At 64.9% G+C, this 16,725-nt stretch carries 14 protein-coding genes; 2 read left to right on the top strand and 12 right to left on the bottom strand.

The features are described 5' to 3' along the window. The first annotated feature begins 140 nt into the window (after window positions 1-140). Entirely contained in the window at window positions 141-809 is a 669-nt protein-coding gene (locus tag ACEWPL_RS09890) for a thiamine diphosphokinase (RefSeq protein WP_393931863.1), read from the top strand. Between the two features lie 3 nt (window positions 810-812). Here the strand turns inward: ACEWPL_RS09890 and ACEWPL_RS09895 are convergent, their stop codons facing one another. The 8 genes from ACEWPL_RS09895 to ACEWPL_RS09930 form a co-directional block, all read right to left on the bottom strand. Beyond that, window positions 813-1,748 (bottom strand): DMT family transporter, encoded by a 936-nt coding sequence (locus ACEWPL_RS09895; protein WP_393931865.1) that lies wholly within the window; start codon window positions 1,746-1,748, stop codon window positions 813-815. Between the two features lie 7 nt (window positions 1,749-1,755). Continuing rightward, window positions 1,756-3,129 carry an L-serine ammonia-lyase gene (locus tag ACEWPL_RS09900; RefSeq protein ID WP_393931868.1) on the bottom strand — a complete coding sequence of 458 codons (1,374 nt, stop codon included), beginning with the start codon at window positions 3,127-3,129 and terminating at the stop codon, window positions 1,756-1,758. 187 nt (window positions 3,130-3,316) lie between these two features. Further along, window positions 3,317-4,588, bottom strand: coding sequence for an amidohydrolase family protein (locus ACEWPL_RS09905; protein WP_393931870.1), 1,272 nt, complete (start codon window positions 4,586-4,588; stop codon window positions 3,317-3,319). Beyond that, complete coding sequence (locus ACEWPL_RS09910; RefSeq protein ID WP_393931873.1) at window positions 4,588-5,532, bottom strand: ABC transporter permease; 945 nt, start codon at window positions 5,530-5,532, stop codon at window positions 4,588-4,590. The genes ACEWPL_RS09905 and ACEWPL_RS09910 overlap by 1 nt, the downstream gene beginning before the upstream one ends. A gap of 3 nt (window positions 5,533-5,535) precedes the next feature. After that, on the bottom strand, window positions 5,536-6,585 hold the full coding sequence (locus ACEWPL_RS09915; RefSeq protein ID WP_393931876.1) for an ABC transporter permease: 1,050 nt from the start codon (window positions 6,583-6,585) through the stop codon (window positions 5,536-5,538). After that, the gene (locus ACEWPL_RS09920) at window positions 6,575-8,119 is read right to left on the bottom strand and encodes an ABC transporter ATP-binding protein (protein ID WP_393931878.1); all 1,545 of its coding nucleotides are present in this window, start codon (window positions 8,117-8,119) and stop codon (window positions 6,575-6,577) included. The genes ACEWPL_RS09915 and ACEWPL_RS09920 overlap by 11 nt, the downstream gene beginning before the upstream one ends. Continuing rightward, entirely contained in the window at window positions 8,120-9,151 is a 1,032-nt protein-coding gene (locus ACEWPL_RS09925; RefSeq protein ID WP_393931880.1) for a BMP family protein, read from the bottom strand. 116 nt (window positions 9,152-9,267) lie between these two features. After that, window positions 9,268-9,609: a hypothetical protein gene (locus ACEWPL_RS09930; protein ID WP_393931882.1), complete on the bottom strand. Its 342-nt coding sequence runs from the start codon at window positions 9,607-9,609 to the stop codon at window positions 9,268-9,270. 188 nt (window positions 9,610-9,797) lie between these two features. On the opposite strand from ACEWPL_RS09930, the gene ACEWPL_RS09935 reads away from it, so the two are divergent. Next, entirely contained in the window at window positions 9,798-10,238 is a 441-nt protein-coding gene (locus tag ACEWPL_RS09935; RefSeq protein ID WP_393931884.1) for a c-type cytochrome, read from the top strand. 58 nt (window positions 10,239-10,296) lie between these two features. Here ACEWPL_RS09935 and ACEWPL_RS09940 read toward each other — a convergent pair whose 3' ends face one another. From ACEWPL_RS09940 to ACEWPL_RS09955, 4 genes are read right to left on the bottom strand one after another with little or no spacing between them, the layout of a single operon-like run. Continuing rightward, window positions 10,297-12,735: a GcvT family protein gene (locus ACEWPL_RS09940; protein ID WP_393931886.1), complete on the bottom strand. Its 2,439-nt coding sequence runs from the start codon at window positions 12,733-12,735 to the stop codon at window positions 10,297-10,299. Beyond that, complete coding sequence (locus ACEWPL_RS09945; RefSeq protein WP_393931888.1) at window positions 12,732-13,625, bottom strand: choline kinase family protein; 894 nt, start codon at window positions 13,623-13,625, stop codon at window positions 12,732-12,734. Before ACEWPL_RS09945 ends, ACEWPL_RS09940 begins: the two co-directional genes overlap by 4 nt. Then, the gene (locus ACEWPL_RS09950; protein WP_393931890.1) at window positions 13,622-15,619 is read right to left on the bottom strand and encodes an ABC transporter permease; all 1,998 of its coding nucleotides are present in this window, start codon (window positions 15,617-15,619) and stop codon (window positions 13,622-13,624) included. Before ACEWPL_RS09950 ends, ACEWPL_RS09945 begins: the two co-directional genes overlap by 4 nt. Continuing rightward, a complete protein-coding gene (locus ACEWPL_RS09955) occupies window positions 15,616-16,659 on the bottom strand; it encodes a quaternary amine ABC transporter ATP-binding protein (RefSeq protein ID WP_393931892.1) in 1,044 nt (347 codons plus the stop codon). The genes ACEWPL_RS09950 and ACEWPL_RS09955 overlap by 4 nt, the downstream gene beginning before the upstream one ends. Window positions 16,660-16,725 lie beyond the last annotated feature (66 nt).

Below are 16,725 nucleotides of genomic sequence, written 5' to 3' on the forward strand. Positions count from 1 at the left end.
CGCCTTTCCTTGACTGCGAAGCCAATCTTTACCATGGCAGGCTAGCCCAAAGAGGCCCGAATCTGCGATCATCAGCGTATCATTTCATGGCAAGATTGTGATTTGTTTCCCGTCTGGCGATAAGTCCTAAGGAATTTAGCATGATTGTTCACAAAACGGGTCCAATCGCCCTGATCGGGGGCGCGGAGGTGCCCGGCCATGTGGTGGAGCGAGTGTTAAACATGTCTTGCAGGGTCGTCGCGGCCGATGGCGGGGCGGCCACGGCGCTGGCGCATGGGTCTGTGCCCGAGGCGGTGATCGGCGATTTCGACTCGCTGACGGATGCCGTGCGTGACGCGCTGCCCGAGGCCGCGCTGCATGAGGTGACCGAGCAAGACAGCACCGATTTCGAGAAATGCCTCAGCCGAATCGACGCGCCTCTGATCATAGGCGCGGGGTTCTCCGGCGCGCGGGTGGATCATCAGCTGGCCGTCTGTAACGTGCTGGTGCGCTGGCCCGCGCGCCGCTGCGTGCTGATGAGCGAGGATGACGCGATGTTCCTGGCGCCGCCCACGATGGCGCTGGATCTGCCTGAGGGCAGCCGGGTGTCGCTTTTTCCCATGGGCGTGGTCGAGGGGCGCTCGGAGGGGCTTAACTGGCCGATCGGGGGGCTGGTGCTGACGCCCGACGGTCAGATAGGCACGTCGAACTACGCGACCGGGCCGATGCAGCTTAGCGTCACCGCGCCCAAACTGCTGGTCATTCTGCCCGCCGCGCATCTGGAGGACGTGGTGCAGATGTTGATGGAGAACCCCGCGCGTTGGCCTTGAGCTTCAGGGCTGGGGAAGGGGCCGCCGCTCCAGATGCCGCTCGCGGAGGAAGACGAAGAGGCCCGACGCCACGATCAGCGCGATGCCGCAGAAGGCCATCATGTCGGGCAGATCACCAAAGATCCAAAAGCCGAAAGCGGTGGCGGTGACGATTTCCAGATATTGCACCGGCGCCAGCGTCGAGGCGGGCGCGAATTTGAGCGCGAAGCTGATGCAGATATGGCTGACCGTCGCGGCAAGGCCGAGGCCGACCAGCAGCCACATCTCGCGCGCGGCGGGCCAGACGGGATCGAACTGCGCAAGGCCCGAGCCGTTCAGCGCCACAAGAACCGGCAGAGCCAGCACCAGCGCGGCGATGCCGGTATAGGCTTGCAAGGTGATAGGGTGCATCCGGGTCGCCATGCGCCGGGTGAGGATCATGTAGAAGGCAAAGAGTAGCGCGGTGACGAGCGGTAGCAGCGCGGGGGCGCCCACGTCCTGAAAGCTGGGCCGGATCACCAGCATGGCGCCGACGAAGCCGATGGTGCAGGCGATGTAGCGGCGCGGGCCGATGGCTTCACCCAGCAGAAGCCCGCCAAGCAGCGTCAGGATGAAGGGCTCGACGAAGAAAATGGCGATGGCATCGGCCACCGGCATGAACTGGAGCGAGTAGAAGAAGCAGCCCGTCGCGATCAATAGGAGCGCGGCGCGCACGAGGTGCAGCCCACTCTCGGCGCGGCCGGGCATATGCAGCCAGCCCATCGCCCAGGCGAGCGGTGTGAGCAGCAGCGCCTGCGCGAAGAAGCGGATCGCGGCCACCTGCGCCACGGGCAGCGCGCTGCCGATCAGCTTGGCAAAGCTGTCCATGATGGGCGCGGTCAGCGAGAAGGCGACCATCAGCAGGATGCCAAGCGTGACGCGCGCGGCGGGCAGGGCGGTCAGGGGGTGCGCGGCCTGCATGGCGCGCTCAGCAATTGGGCACGTTGACGGCCAGGCCGCCAAGCGAGGTTTCCTTATATTTCTCGCTCATGTCGGCGCCGGTCTGACGCATCGTCTCGATGCAGGCATCTAGCGGCACCAGATGCGTGCCATCGCCCCGCATGGCGAGGCTGGCCGCCGAAACTGCCTTGATCGCGCCCAGACCGTTGCGCTCGATGCAGGGCACCTGGACAAGCCCCTTCACGGGATCGCAGGTCATCCCGAGGTGATGCTCAAGCGCGATCTCGGCCGCATTCTCGATCTGCATCGGCGTGCCGCCCATCACGGCGCAAAGCCCGGCGGCGCCCATCGCGGCGGCGCTGCCCACCTCGGCCTGGCAGCCCGCCTCGGCGCCCGAAATACTGGCGTTGAACTTGACGAGGCCGCCGATGGCGGCGGCAGTCAGCAGGAAATCTTCGACATGCGCCTCGGACGCGCCGGGGTAATGATCGAGGTAGTACCTGATGACCGCAGGGACGACGCCCGCCGCACCGTTGGTGGGCGCGGTCACGACCTGCCCGCCAGCCGCGTTCTCTTCATTCACGGCCATGGCGTAACAGCTCATCCAGTCGTTGATCTTGTGCGGCGCGCTCAGGTTCGTGCCGCGCTCTGCGATCAGGGCGTCGCGGATGCCCTTGGCGCGGCGTTTCACATTTAGCCCGCCGGGCAGGGTGCCATCGGTGGTCATGCCGCGCTCGATGCAATCATTCATCACTTGCCAGATGCGTTTGACGCCGGCGGTCATGTCCGTTTCGCCCTTGCGCGAGATCTCGTTGGCCTTCTTCATCTGGGCGATGGTTTTGCCCGAGGTCTCGCACATCTGCAGCATCTCGGCGGCGGATTTGAACGGGTAAGGGACGGGGGCGCCTTCCTCTGTGTTGCGGCCTGCGGCCAGCTCGGCCTCCGTCATCACGAAGCCGCCGCCGATTGAGTAATAGGTCTCCTGCAGGATGGTGTCGCCCTGACTGTCGGTCGCCATCAGAACCATGCCATTGGCATGACCGGGCAGGTTGGGGCCGAAATCGAACAACAAATCCTCTTTGGGATTGAAGGTCAGCGTCCCCAGGCCGTCGGGGGACAGCGTGTGCGTCTCGCGGATCTGCTCCATCACCTCTTCGGCACGCTCATGGTCATAGGTTTCGGGCACGAAACCCGCGAGGCCGAGAATCGTCGCGCGGTCCGTTGCGTGGCCGATGCCGGTAAAGGCGAGGCTGCCATGCAGCGAGCCCTTGACGCCGTGGGGGGTGAAGGGTGCGGCGCGCATCTTGTCCAGGAACCGTGCGGCGGCCACCATGGGCCCCATCGTGTGCGACGACGAGGGGCCAATGCCGACCTTGAACATGTCGAAGACGGATAGAAACATGGCGGCCTCCTTGGGGCGTTTCGCAATTTCGCCCGTTGTGACAGCCTACACGCACCCGGCCTATACCGAAAGCGACATGCGCGGACGGAGTTGGGACTTCGGCGCTTGAGGGGCTTTGCCCCTCGCCGAGAATTTTCGGTGAAAATTCCCGGCTCACCCCAGGATATTTGTGGCAAGAAGAATGGTCTCAGGTGCGATGGCGGCGGCGAATGCCGGCCGGGCGGCCGGGCAGGCTGAGCGTGGCGTCCATGCGGGGGGTGCGCGATATCACGCGGCCCTTGGCGATGACGCAAAGGCGCGCGGCGCGCAGGCGCAGCGCCTCGGTGGGTGTCGCGGCGTCGAGGATGACGAGCGAGGCTGATGCGCCCTCGCGCAGGCCGTAGTCGTCGAGGCCCATGATCTTGGCGCTCTCGGTCGTGACCATCGCGTAGCAGCGCGCCATCTCTTCGGGCGAGGACATCTGGGCGACGTGGAGGCCCATGAAGGCCACGTCCAGCATGTCGGCGGTGCCCAGAGGATACCACGGGTCAAGCACGCAGTCCTGGCCCCAGCCGACCGTTATGCCATGCGCCTGCATTTCCTTGACCCGCGTGAGGCCGCGCCGTTTGGGGAAGGTGTCGTGGCGGCCCTGAATCATGATGTTGATGAGCGGGTTTGGCACGGCCGAGACTCCCGCCTCGGCGATGAGGGGCAGGAGTTTGGAGACGTAGTAATTGTCCATCGAATGCATCGAGGTGAGATGGCTGCCATTGACGCGGCCATGCAGGCCGAGACGCTGCGTTTCATAAGTCAGCGTCTCGATATGGCGGCTCATCGGATCGTCGGTCTCATCACAATGCATGTCGACGCGCAGGCCGCGGTCGGCGGCCATCTCGCACAGGTCGCGGACGGAGGCGGCGCCATCCGCCATCGTACGCTCGAAATGGGGGATGCCACCCACCACGTCGACGCCCATGTCGAGCGCGCGGATGGTGTTGTCGCGCGCGGTGGGGTCGCGGTAGAGGCCGTCCTGCGGGAAGGCTACAAGTTGCAGGTCGATATAGTCCTTAACTTGCTCGCGCACCTCCAGCATGGCGCGCACGCCCTTGAGGGTGTCGTCGCAGGTGTCCACATGGCTCCGGATCGCCAAGAGGCCCATGGAGGCGGCCCAGTCGCAATAGGTGAGGGCGCGGGCGATCATCTCGTCTTCAGTCATCACCTGCTTGAGCTCGCCCCAGAGTCCGATCCCTTCGAGCAGGGTGCCCGAGGCATTGATGCGCGGCGTGCCGTAGGATTGCGTGGCGTCGAGGTGGAAATGCGGGTCAACGAAGGGCGGGCTTACCAGATCGCCAGCGGCGTCGATCACCTCGCCCGCCTCAGCGTCCAGTTGGCCGATGGATTTGATGCGGCCCTTCTCGATCCCAATATCGGCCACCCGGCCATCCGGCAGCGTACCGCCCTTGACGATGATGTCGAACATCAGCGCTCTCCTTTGTTGAATGGGACCATGAGGGCGGCTGGCACCTCGGCCCGGCGCGACATGACGACGAGGGCAAGGATCGACAGGAAATAGGGCATCATCAGGAACACCTGGTAGGGGATGCCCGCGCCCAGGGGCGTCTGTTGCAGGCGGATCTGCGCAGCATCGAAGGCGGCGAAGAGGATGGCGCCGAGGAGCGCCTTGCCCGGTTTCCACGCGCCAAAGACGACGAGGGCGATGCAGATCCAGCCGCGCCCGTTGACCATCTCGAAGAAGAAGCTGTTGAAGGCGGACATGGTGAGGAACGCGCCGCCGATCGCCATGAGGCCACTGCCGACCATCACGGCGCCCATGCGGATCGCGGTGACCGAAAGGCCCTGCGCCGCCACCGCCTGCGGGTTTTCCCCAGCGGCGCGCACCGCGAGGCCCAGCGGCGTGCGGTAGAGCGTGATCGACACGATGGCGACCATCGCGAAGGCCAGATAGGTCAGTGGTGTTTGCGCGAAAAGCGCGGGGCCGATCAGGGGGATGTCTGACAGGATCGGGATTTCCAGCGGCTGGAACGCCTCGATCTTGGGCGGGGATGTGACCTCGGGCAGGGCAAGGCGGTAGGCGTAATAGGTGCTGGAGGTGGCGAGGAGCGTGACGCCGAGGCCGACCACATGCTGCGACAGGCCGAAGGGCACCGTGAGGGTCGAATGGACAAGGCCGAAACCCATGCCGACGACAAAGGCGACCATGACGCCGGGCCAGAGGCCGAGGCCGGAATAGACCGCCATCCAGCCCGCGAAGGCGCCCGCGACCATGATCCCCTCGATCCCGAGGTTCAGAACGCCCGCGCGCTCGCAGATCAACTCGCCCAGCGTGGCGAAGATGAGCGGTGACGCGATGCGGATCGCGGCGGTCCAGAAGCTGGCGGTGAAGAGGATCTCGATGATATCCATGGCTTACTCCCTCACCACGCGGAACCGGGTCAGAAGGATTGCGACCACCATCAAGAGGAGCGCGGTCGCCAGCATGATGTCGGCGAGGTAGGTCGGCACGCCGACGGCGCGGGACATCGAGTCAGCGCCCACGAAGATGCCGGCCACAAAGAGCGCGGCGGCGATGACGCCGAGAGGGTTCAGGAGCGCCAGCATTGCGACGATGATGCCGGTGTAGCCAAAGCCCGGGCTTAGATCGAGCGTTAGGTTGCCTTTTAGCCCCGCCACCTCCGAATAGCCCGCCAGCGCGGCAAGGCCGCCCGAGAGGAGCGCCGTCTTGATCAGGACGCGGCCCACGGGGATGCCCGCGAATTCCGCTGCCTCGCGGTTGAGGCCGACGGCGCGCATCTCATAGCCCAAGGTGGTCCGGGCGCCGATGATCCAGGTGATGGCCGCCGCGATCAGCGCGAGGCCAAAGCCCCAATGCAGGCGCAGCCCCTCGGCCATGCGGGGCAGGCGGGCCTCTTCGATCAGGCGCGGCGATTTGGGCCAGCCCATGCCCATCGGGTCCTTGAGCGGGCCTTCGAGCAGCATCGAGATGAACAGCAGGAAAATGAAGTTGATCAGCAGGGTCGTGACCACCTCGTCGACGCCCAGCCGCACCTTGAGCAGCGCCGGGATCAGCAGCAGGATCGCGCCCGCGACCATGGCGAGGATGGCCATGACGGGCAGGAGTGCAAGGGAAGACCAGTTCAGCAGGCCGGTGCCCAGAACGGCGACGACCAGCGCGCCAGCGTAAAGCTGCGCCTCGGCCCCGATGTTCCACAGTCGCGCGCGAAAGGCGACAGCGACGGCGAGGCCGGTAAAGATGAGGGGCGTCGCGCGGTTCAGCGTCTCGAGAAGCGCGAATTTGCTGCCGAACGCGCCCTTGATGATGAGGCCCAGCACCGAAAACGGGTTGGCGCCCGCGATCATCGCAAGGAAGGAGGCGATCGCCACGGTGGCGAGGATGGCCAGCGCGGGCGGCACGGTGGTGCGCGCGAGGCTGGGGTTGGCGACGGGTTCAAGACGCATGGGCGGGCTCCGCAAATCCGTGGCCGGCCATCCAGACACCAAGCTCGGCGGGCGTCATGCTGCCGCGCGCGAAGGGGGGCGACAGGCGGCCTTCGGAGATGACATGAATAACGTCTGACAAGGCCATGATTTCATCCAGATCTTCAGAGATGAGAAGGACTGCCGCGCCGCGGTCGCGCGCGGCCAGTAGCTGCGAATGGACATAATTCACCGCGCCGATATCGAGGCCGCGTACCGGCTGATTGGCGAGGATGATCTGGGGGCTGCCCTCCATCACGCGGCCAAGGATCAGCTTTTGCATGTTACCGCCAGACAAAAGACGAATGCGGGTGCCGGGGCCGGGGCAGCGCACGTCGTAGCCCTTGATGATGCCTTCGGCAAACTCGCGCGCGCGGCGCCAGTTGAGCCAGCCATGTCGGCTGAACGGCGCATCGCGATAGGTCTCGAGAATGGCGTTCTCGGTCAGATCGAAATCGGCGATGGTGCCGGTCTTGTGCCGATCCTCGGGGATGCGGGCGATGCCGTGATGGATCGCTTCGCGCGGGGTCCAGGCCGTGACCTCGGCGCCGTTCAGCGCGAGCATGCCGGAGGCCGGACGGATGACGCCGCCCACGACTGCGGCAAGCGCGGCCTGCCCGTTGCCCGACACACCCGCAAGGCCTGTGATCTGTCCCGCATGCAGCGAGACATCGAGTGATTTGAGGCCGGGTGCCGCGCCCTTGTCGGGCGTCGAGACACCGCGCAGCGACAGCAGCGGCGCGCCGGGTGTGCCGGGGTCGGCCTTGGGCGCGCTGACCTCGCCGCCCACCATGCGCGCGGCCAGATCGTGCCGGTCGGTGCCCGATATCGGCCCCTCATGCACCACCTTGCCATGGCGCAGGATCAGGGCGCGGTCGGCAATCGCCATGACCTCGTGCAGCTTGTGCGAGATGAAGATGATCGACAGTCCCAGGGCGACGGCCTTGCGCAGCGTCTCGAAAAGATCGTTTGTTTCCTGCGGGGTCAGAACCGCCGTCGGCTCGTCCAGGATGAGGATGCGCGCGTCGCGGTAGAGCGCCTTGAGGATTTCGACCCGCTGCCGCTCGCCCACGGTCAGGGTCCCGACGCGGGCATCCGGATCGACGCTGAGTTTGAAGTCCTGGCTGAGCTGGCGGATCCGCGCCCGCGCGCCGCGGCGGTCCTGGCGCAGCGCGGTCAGGGGCTGTGTGCCCAGCGTCACGTTTTCCAGCACGGTCATGTTCTCGGCCAGCGTGAAATGCTGATGCACCATGCCGACGCCCGCATCCAGCGCCGCGCGCGGGTTGCCGGGGGGCAGGGCGGCGCCCATCACCTCGACCGTGCCGCCATCGGCGGTGTATTGGCCGAAGAGGATGTTCATCAGCGTGGTCTTGCCCGCGCCGTTCTCGCCCAGAAGGGCGATGACCTCACCCTTGTGCAGGGTAAGGCTGACAGCATCGTTGGCCGTGAAATTGCCGAACGTCTTGGTAATCTGGTCGAGGCGCAGGACGACCTGCGCCTCTTTGTTATCAGGCATTTAGTTGGACTTCGGCTCTTCGTCGTTGACTTCGGTGGTGTAGTCCCCCGACATGATCTCGGCCTTGCGCTGCTCGACCAGATCCATCGCCTCCTGCGGGACCTTGCCGGCGAATGTGCCGAGGGGGGCAAGCTCGGCGCCGCCCTCTTTCATCATCGAGAAGCGGCCGTAATCCTCGGCCTTGAACGTGCCGGCCTTGACCTGTTCGATGGCCATATTCAGCGTCGGCTCGAAATTCCAGATGGCCGAGGCGACGACCGTGTCGGGATAGTCGGCCTGCGTGTCGATCACGTTGCCGATGGCCAGAACGCCCTTTTCCTGCGCCGCGTCGCTCACACCAAAGCGCTCGGCATAGAGCATGTCGGCGCCGTTCTCGATCATCGCATAAGCGGTTTCCTTGGCGGCGGGCGGATCGAACCACGAGCCGATGAAGCTGACCTGGAACTTGGCGTCGGGATTAGTCTCGCGCACGCCTGCCATGAAGGCATGCATCAGGCGGTTCACCTCGGGAATGGGGAAGCCGCCGATGAGGCCGATATTACCACTGTCGCTAAGGGATCCGGCGATGATTCCCGTCAGATACGAGGCGTCTTGAATGTAGTTGTCGAAGACGGCGAAGTTGGGCAGATCCGGCTCGGGCTTGAAGCTGGAGCCCAGAAGAAAGGCGATCTCGGGATACTCGGCGGCGACCTCGCGGGCCTCCTGTTCGACCGCGAATGCCTCGCCGATGATCAGGGTATAGCCGCTCTCGGCATATTCGCGCATGACGCGGGCATAGTCCGTGTTGCTGACATTCTCCGAATAGGCGTAGTCGATATCGCCCCGCTCCTGCGCGGCGACGGCAGCCTTGTGGATGCGGCTGACCCATTGCTGCTCGACCGGGACGGTGTAGACCGCAGCGGTCTTGATCGGCTCGGCGGCCATCAGCGGACGCGCGCCCGAGAAGAGGCCGGCCGTCAGCGCGGCAGCAGCGGCCGTGGCCAGAAAACGGCGGCGCGTCATGCCGCGCGGCAATGTCGGTGCCTTGGTCATGTATCAGATCCCCCTGAGGAATGTAGTTTGCAAGCGCAGCGTAAAATCAATCTGCGGCGAAGGCCAGTATTTTGAGCGCAGAGGTTCGCATTGCAATCATACCGGGCATGGCCGGGCTAGGGGCTGGTGCAGGCAAAGGGAACAAAGGTGCTGGCCATCCCTTCGTTCATGGTCATCACCGTCAGCATGTCGATCAGCGCGACCTCCTCCGGTCCCTCTGCGCAAAGATCGGGCACCTCGCGGCACCTGCTTGCGATGAAGGCCTCGTTTGCGGCCAGAAACTCGGGCCGCAGCCCTTCTGTGCCACGCGCAGCCAGCGCATCAGTAAAGGCGGCGCTGTAGAGGCTGCATTTGCGCGCGCTCCAGTCGGGGCTGATGGCGTGCGCCATCCCCGGCGCATGGGCAAGCAAAATGACGGCGCCAGCAAGACTGGCGATGCTATGTCGCAGCTGGTGCATCTTGGCCCTTTCGGTCGGCTTGGTTGGGCGCTAGCATACCCCCATGCCGGGGACGCGCCAATGCGGACCTGCGGCAAGGTGCCGCCTCGCGCCCCACGTTCAGGAGGTAGAGGGTCGGAACCATAGCGCAGCCCCGGGGGTTGCGTTCTTGAATTTAACTATGGCCCGTAAGGGACCAAGGAGGACGAATGAAACCCTTTTTTGCATCAGCCACCGCCGCAGCCATGATGCTGGCCGCGCCAGCCCTTGCAGATAGCGGTGACGCCGCGGCCGGCGAGGCGGTCTTTGCCAAGCAGTGCGTAACGTGCCACATCGTCAAGTCGGACGATGGTGAACTTCTTGCGGGCAAGCGCGGTCAGATCGGCCCGAACCTCTATGGCGTCACCGGCGGCCCAGTGGGCGCTGTCGAGGATTTCAAATACGGCAAACCGATGATTGAAGCGCACGACACCGGCGCCGAGTGGACCGAGGAAAACTTCGTCGCTTATGTTCAGGATCCGACCGATTGGCTGCAAACGACGCTGGATGACAGCAAGGCGCGCAGCAAGATGACATGGAAAGTGCGCAAGGAGCAGGATGCCCTTGATCTTTACGCCTATCTGCACTCGATCGCGCCTGCGGCCGAGTGATCCGGGCGGATAAATCTGTTACAAAAGGCAGGCCCCGTGGCCTGCCTTTTTTATTGGCTCAGGCTTTGACCTTGGCCATCTTGGGGTCGTAGAGAGGCGCCAGATGCACCTTGGCGGGCACACGCTCGCCCGCGACTTCCAACTCGTAACTGCCGGTCATAACGTCGTCGCGCGTGATGTTCTCCTCCGAGCGTACATAACCCATGCCTATCGGCGCGCCGATGGTGTGCCCATAGCCCGCCGAGCTGAGCCAGCCGCAGCGTTTGCCGTTCCGATAAATCGTCTCGCGTCCCGAAAGGATCACATCCGGCGCGGCGGTGAAGGTGGCCATGATCTTGCGCACGCCCTCTTCCTTCTGCTTGGCGCAGGCCTCGCGGCCGCGAAAACCGATATTTGTCTTCAGCTTGACGGCCCAGCCCAGCCCGGCCTCGAATGGGGTATGGTCGGGACCGATATCGGAAGACCAGGCGCGATACCCCTTCTCTAGCCGTAGCGTTTCGAGCGCGCGGTAGCCTGCATTGCGCAGGCCGTGATCAGCGCCAGCTTCGGCCAGCTTGGCATGGACGGCGGTGGCATATTCGGCGGGGATGTGCAGCTCCCACCCCAACTCGCCCACATACGTCACGCGCAGCGCCCGCACCGGCGCGCCTGCGATCCCGATGGTCTGCCCGGTGCCGAAGCGGAAGGCGGCGTTTGAGACATCCGCATGGGTGACCGCCTGCAGGATGTCCCGCGCTTTCGGCCCCATCAGCGACAGCACCGCGTAGGAGGACGTCACATCGACCAACTGCGCGTTCCTGCCCTCGGGGATGTTCCGCGCGATATGGTCAAAATCATGCGTGGCGAAGCCGGTGCCGGTGACGATGTAGAACTCGTTATCGGCCACGCGCAGGCAGGTCAGATCACATTCGATGCCGCCATGATCGTTCAGCATCTGCGTGTAGGTCAGCGAGCCGACCGGCCCGCGCACGTCATTCGCCGCGATCCAGCCAAGAGCGGCCTCGGCATCCGGGCCTTTCAGCACGAATTTGGCAAAGGAGGTCTGGTCAAAGATCACCGCCGCCTCGCGCGCGGCCTTGTGCTCGCGCGCGACCGCCTTGTGCCAGTTGGGCAAGCCAAAGGTGTAGATGTCGCGCGCTTCCTCGCCGCCTTCTGCAAACCAGTTCGGTCGCTCCCAGCCCAGTTTTTCGCCAAAGACCGCGCCTTGAGATTTAAGCACATCGTAAAGCGGGGATTTGCGGCAGGGCCGGGCGCTCTCATGTTCCTCGCTGGGCCAGGCCATGGTGTAGTGTTTGCCATACGCCTCGTAGGTGCGCGCGCGGATCCAGTCATCGTCGAAATGTGGCCTTCCAAAGCGGCGGATATCGACGGCCCAGAGGTCATAGGGCGGCTGCCCCTTGGCCACCCATTCGGCAAGCGCCATGCCCGCGCCGCCCCCCGCCGCGATGCCGTAGGCGTTGAAGCCTGCGCCAACGAAGAAATTGCGCAGCTCGGGCGCCTCGCCGAGGATGAAGTTGCCATCGGGGGTAAAGCTTTCGGGGCCGTTGGTCAGCGTTTTGATCCCTGCGGTTTCAAGCGCGGGCACGCGGCCCAAGGAGAGCTCCATCAACTGCTCGAAATGGTCGAAATTGCTGTCCAGAAGAGTGTAGTGGAAATCCTTGGGGATGCCGTTTTTCGCCCATAGGATCGGGTTCGCCTCGTAGCCGCCCATGACAAGACCGCCGACCTCCTCCTTGTAGTAGGTCAGGCGGTCGGGATCGCGCAGTGTGGGCAGATCCGAGGTGACGCCGTCGATCGGCTCGGTCACCATGTATTGATGCTCGACCGGAACAAGGGGGACGTTGACGCCGACCTGTTTGGCAAACTGGCGCGTCCACTGACCGCAGCAGGCGATGACGATGGGCGCGTCGATGCGGCCTTTCTCGGTCTCGACGCCCTTGATGATGCCATCCTCGATGATGACCTCCGTCACCTTCGTATCCTCGAAGATGCGCGCGCCCTTTTGCCGCGCGCCCTTGGCCAGCGACAGGGTGATGTCCGAAGGGTTGGCCTGCCCGTCAGTGGGCAGGTAGGCCGCGCCGATCACGTCATCGACCTGCATCAGTGGCCAGAGCTTTTGCGCCTCGGAGGGCGTCAGCAGTTCCATCTCAAGGCCGAAGCTATGCGCGGTGGTTGCCTGGCGCTTGACTTCGGTCCAGCGTTCCTCATTGCAGGCAAGGCGCAGGCCGCCATTCATCTTCCAGCCAGTCGCCTGACCCGTCTCGGCCCCCAGCCGTTTATAAAGATCGACGGAATAGCCCAATAGCTGCGTGATATTCGCGCTGGAGCGCAGCTGGCCCACCAGGCCCGCCGCGTGAAAGGTGGTGCCCGAGGTCAGCTTCTTGCGCTCCAGCAGCACCACGTCCCAGCCCAGATCGGCAAGGTGATAGGCGGTCGAGCAGCCAATGATGCCGCCGCCGACGATAACGGCGCGGGCCTCTTTCGGAAAATCGCTCATGTCAGATGTCCTTGGGCTTTGAGTTTGGCCAGCGCCTCGCGGTAGCGGCCCAGATTCTTGTCGGTGTAATCGGCGTAGTCGAAGTCGATGGCCGAGGTCTGCTCGCTCACCATCGACCACATCGTCTCGCGCAGGAGCGAGGCGCATTTCATCGCTTCATAGCTGCGCCAGAGGGCGGCACCCGGCGCCGTCCCATAGTAGCGCGTCAGCATCGCCTCTTCGGCTTCATGTGGCAGGGCTGCATTGCTGGCCAGCCCGCCCAGATCGAAAAGGGGCGAGTTCCAGCCGCCATACTCCCAGTCGATCAGCCACATGCGGCTCTCGTCGCGCAGAATGTTCGCCGGGAGCAGATCATTATGGCCGAGCACCATCTGCACCGGGCCAACGGCGCGCTCCAGCAGCGCCGCCTCGTCCAGCAGGCCGTCCAGCTTGGGGATATGGCGCGAGCTGCGTTCGCGCAGGTCATGCGCATAGCTGCGCAGGATGTGGAACACCCAGAAAGCCAGCGTTGGGCCATGGGCGTGCTGCGGCAGATCGCTGTGCAGCGTTGCCACAAGGTCCGTCGCTTGCATCAGCGTTGCCTCGGCATGCAGCTCCGCCTCGGTCAGCGCGACGCTCGGGATGAAGTCGATGACCAGCGCGCCGGGGGCGTGGTGGTGAACGCGCGGCGAAAGGCCCGCCTCGGCCGCCGCGCGGCTGAGTGCCAGCTCGTGCCAGCGCAGGATGCCATGCTCGGGGATATCCTCACCCAGCCGCACGACGTAGTCGCGGCCCCCATCGGTCAGCTTGATGTTGTGATTGGTGATTCCGCCCTCCAGCGGCGCGGCGGCGCTGGGCGCGGTCCAGCAGGGCAGGGCGCGCGCGGCGGCAATGGCCTCGTCCGGTGTCATGTCAGTCCCAGCCTTTCCTTTGATCTGGCCGCGAGGGCCGAGATGATGCGATCCGCCGTGATGGCGATGAAGGCGACGGCCACGCCCGCGACAATACCCTGCCCGGTATTCGCCTTGGTCAGCGCGATATAGACCTCCTGACCCAGATCGCGGGTGCCGACGAGGGCGGTGATGACCAGCATCGAGAGCGCCAGCATGATCGTCTGGTTGAGGCCCAGCAGCAGCGAAGGCGCGGCCAGCGGCAGCTTGACGCGCCACAAGAGTTGGCGCGGCGTGCAGCCTGCGACCAGCCCCGCCTCGATCATCTGCGGATCGACCGAGCGCACGCCATGGGCGGCATAGCGCACGGCGGGGGCAAGGGCGTAGAGGACGACCGCGATCATGGCCGAGAATTCACCCACGCGGAAGAGCATGACCACGGGGATGAGGTAGACGAAGCTGGGCAGCGTTTGCAGGGTGTCGATGAACGCGCCGACCCATTGATGCGCCCGCGCCCGCTGGCCCGCCCAGATGCCCAAAGGCACGCCGATGGCATAGGCGATGAGGACAGAGACGCCGCAGAGGTAGATCGTCGTCATCGCCTCGTTCCAGAGGCCGACCGAGGCGATGAGCCCGGCCATGATCGCCGCCATCAGGCCCAGACGCCAGCCGCCGATCCGGCCGGCCGCTAGGCCCGCCGTGATGATGCCCCAGGCCCACGGGATGCCGGTGAAGAAGCGTTTAACCGGCAGGAGGAGCCAGGTCAGGAAGAAGGACTTGATCGCGTCCAGAGTGTCGAAGAACGTAACGTTGATCCAGCGCATCGCATCCTCCCAAAAGGCGGAGGTGGTCAGCGTCAGACGCTCGGGATAGTCCTGAACGAAGGGCAGGGCGAGGCCCAAAAGGTAGGTGCCCACCACGATCAGCGCGGCGGCGACGAAGTAGGGGTGACGCTGCGCGAACCCCGCATCCCGGGGGGGCGCGACGTCGGGCAAGCGGGTGGCAAAGGCCTGGCTTACGCGGTCGAGCGCGATGGCGATGACCACGATGGCCAGCCCCGCCTCGATCCCGCCGCCGATATCGAGGCTGCGCAGCGCGCTGAGCACGTCAAAGCCGAGGCCGCCCGCGCCGATCATCGACGCGATGATCACCATGTTGAGCGACAGCATGATGACCTGATTGACGCCCACCATCAGCGTGGGGCCAGCGGAGGGCACCAGCACCTTCCACATCATCTGCCGCTTGGTGCAGCCGGCCATGTGGCCGGCCTCGACCACCTCGGGCGGCACGGTTTGCAAGGCCACTGTCGCCACCCGCACCATGGGCGGCATGGCATAGATCACCGTCGCCACCAGCGCCGATACGGGGCCAAAGCCGAAGAGAAAGAGGATCGGCACGAGATAGGCGAAGATCGGCACCGTCTGCATCAGGTCCAGCACCGGGCGCAGGGCCCGCTCGAACCAGGGCGCGCGGTAGCATGCGATGCCAAGCGCGAGCCCGCCCATGACGCCGATGGGCACCGCGATCACGACAGAGGCCAGCGTGACCATCGCGCTTTGCCACTGGCCGAAGATGGCGAGGTAGACGAAGCACGCGCCGACGAGCGCGGCGAGCGCCCAATCCTTGGCATAGCGCGCCAGCATCACGGCCAGCGCGGTCACCGCCAGCCAACTGAGCGGTGGTGCGATTTCGGTCGCGTTCGAGCCGAGGCCGCTGATAAACCCATCTGCCAGAAGGGCGCGGGCGGCATCATACGGCACCTCGATCAGCCCCGAGATGAAGCGCGTCAGCTCGCGAAAGGTGAAGAGGCCAAATGTTGCATCCTCCAGCAGCCAGCGCATCGCGCCCGAAATCCAGCCCTCGAAATTGACTTGCCAGCCTGCGGGAAAGCGGATGATCCAGCGCGCATCCAGCGCCTTGTAAAGCTGGAAGGAATAGCTGGAGAGCAGCCATGTGACTGCGAAAAGCCCCCACCAGAAGAGCGCGGCGGGCGTGGTCAGGCGCCGCCAGATCATACAGGCGCTCTTGTGCCGAAATCCGCAGCGTTTCGGCCGATCAGCACATCAATCACGGCGGCGGCATCCACCTGGCCCACGGGCGCGCCTTCGCGCATTACGCGAAACGGGAGTTGGGCGGCCTCGACCTGGTCGGCCACGTCGGCCACGCGTGCGGCTGCGTCCAGATCGCCGGCAAACGGTGCATTGCCAAGAGGCGCCATGACCGCGCCAAGGCTCAGCACCTTGCCGCGCGGGATATGTTTGGTGAATTCAGCCACATAGTCGGTGGCGGGGTTCAGCACCAGTTCCTCGGGCGTGGCGGTCTGCACGATGCGCCCATCCTTCATCACCGCGATCCGGTCGGCCAGGCGAATGGCCTCATCGAAGTCATGGGTGATGAAGACGATGGTCTTGTGCAAAAGGCCTTGCAGGCGCAGGAATTCGTCCTGCATCTCGCGTCGGATCAGCGGATCGAGCGCGCTGAACGGCTCGTCCAAGAACCAGATCTCGGGCTCGCCCACGAGGCTGCGGGCGATGCCAACGCGCTGTTGCTGGCCGCCAGAGAGCTGGCGGGGAAAGTAATCCTCGCGGCCCTTGAGGCCGACCGTGTCAATCATCTCATGGGCGCGGGCTTCGCGTGTGGAGCGGGCCACGCCCTGCACCTCGAGGGGGAAGGCGACATTCTGCAGCACTGTCAGATGTGGCAGGAGGGCGAAATTCTGGAATACCATGCCGATCTTCTTGCGCCGAAGCTGCGTCAGCTGCGCATCGCTCATGGCCAGAAGATCCTCGCCATCGAATTCGATGGCGCCGCCTGTCGGCTCGACCAGCCGCGACAGGCACCGCACCAGCGTGGATTTGCCCGAGCCTGACAGGCCCATGATGACGAATATCTCACCCTCGTGGATCTCGACATTGGCCGCGCGAACTGCGCCGATCATGCCGCTCTCGCGCAGTGTTGCGTCGTCCGGATCGGGGTGGCGGGCAAGGAATTGGTCGGCGTCCGGGCCGTAGACCTTCCAGACGTCTTTGCAGAGCAGTTTGCGTGCGCGGGGCATCGTCACCTCATCGGTGCCAAGGATCAGCCGCAGCCGGACAGGCGCGGCAAAAAACGGGGGGCAAGA

The sequence above is a fragment of the Roseovarius roseus genome, assembly GCF_043355935.2.
In the GTDB taxonomy this organism is placed as follows: Bacteria; Pseudomonadota; Alphaproteobacteria; order Rhodobacterales; family Rhodobacteraceae; genus Roseovarius; species Roseovarius roseus.

Coding starts and splice junctions, on each gene's coding strand:
- ACEWPL_RS09940 (WP_393931886.1), bottom strand. CDS start 12,735: ATGAGCGATTTTCCGAAAGAGGCCCGCGCCGTTATCGTCGGCGGCGGC.
- ACEWPL_RS09905 (WP_393931870.1), bottom strand. CDS start 4,588: ATGTTCGACATCATCGTCAAGGGCGGTACGCTGCCGGATGGCCGGGTG.
- ACEWPL_RS09890 (WP_393931863.1), top strand. CDS start 141: ATGATTGTTCACAAAACGGGTCCAATCGCCCTGATCGGGGGCGCGGAG.
- ACEWPL_RS09935 (WP_393931884.1), top strand. CDS start 9,798: ATGAAACCCTTTTTTGCATCAGCCACCGCCGCAGCCATGATGCTGGCC.
- ACEWPL_RS09925 (WP_393931880.1), bottom strand. CDS start 9,151: ATGACCAAGGCACCGACATTGCCGCGCGGCATGACGCGCCGCCGTTTT.
- ACEWPL_RS09945 (WP_393931888.1), bottom strand. CDS start 13,625: ATGACACCGGACGAGGCCATTGCCGCCGCGCGCGCCCTGCCCTGCTGG.
- ACEWPL_RS09930 (WP_393931882.1), bottom strand. CDS start 9,609: ATGCACCAGCTGCGACATAGCATCGCCAGTCTTGCTGGCGCCGTCATT.
- ACEWPL_RS09895 (WP_393931865.1), bottom strand. CDS start 1,748: ATGCAGGCCGCGCACCCCCTGACCGCCCTGCCCGCCGCGCGCGTCACG.
- ACEWPL_RS09910 (WP_393931873.1), bottom strand. CDS start 5,532: ATGGATATCATCGAGATCCTCTTCACCGCCAGCTTCTGGACCGCCGCG.
- ACEWPL_RS09955 (WP_393931892.1), bottom strand. CDS start 16,659: ATGCCCCGCGCACGCAAACTGCTCTGCAAAGACGTCTGGAAGGTCTAC.
- ACEWPL_RS09915 (WP_393931876.1), bottom strand. CDS start 6,585: ATGCGTCTTGAACCCGTCGCCAACCCCAGCCTCGCGCGCACCACCGTG.
- ACEWPL_RS09920 (WP_393931878.1), bottom strand. CDS start 8,119: ATGCCTGATAACAAAGAGGCGCAGGTCGTCCTGCGCCTCGACCAGATT.
- ACEWPL_RS09950 (WP_393931890.1), bottom strand. CDS start 15,619: ATGATCTGGCGGCGCCTGACCACGCCCGCCGCGCTCTTCTGGTGGGGG.
- ACEWPL_RS09900 (WP_393931868.1), bottom strand. CDS start 3,129: ATGTTTCTATCCGTCTTCGACATGTTCAAGGTCGGCATTGGCCCCTCG.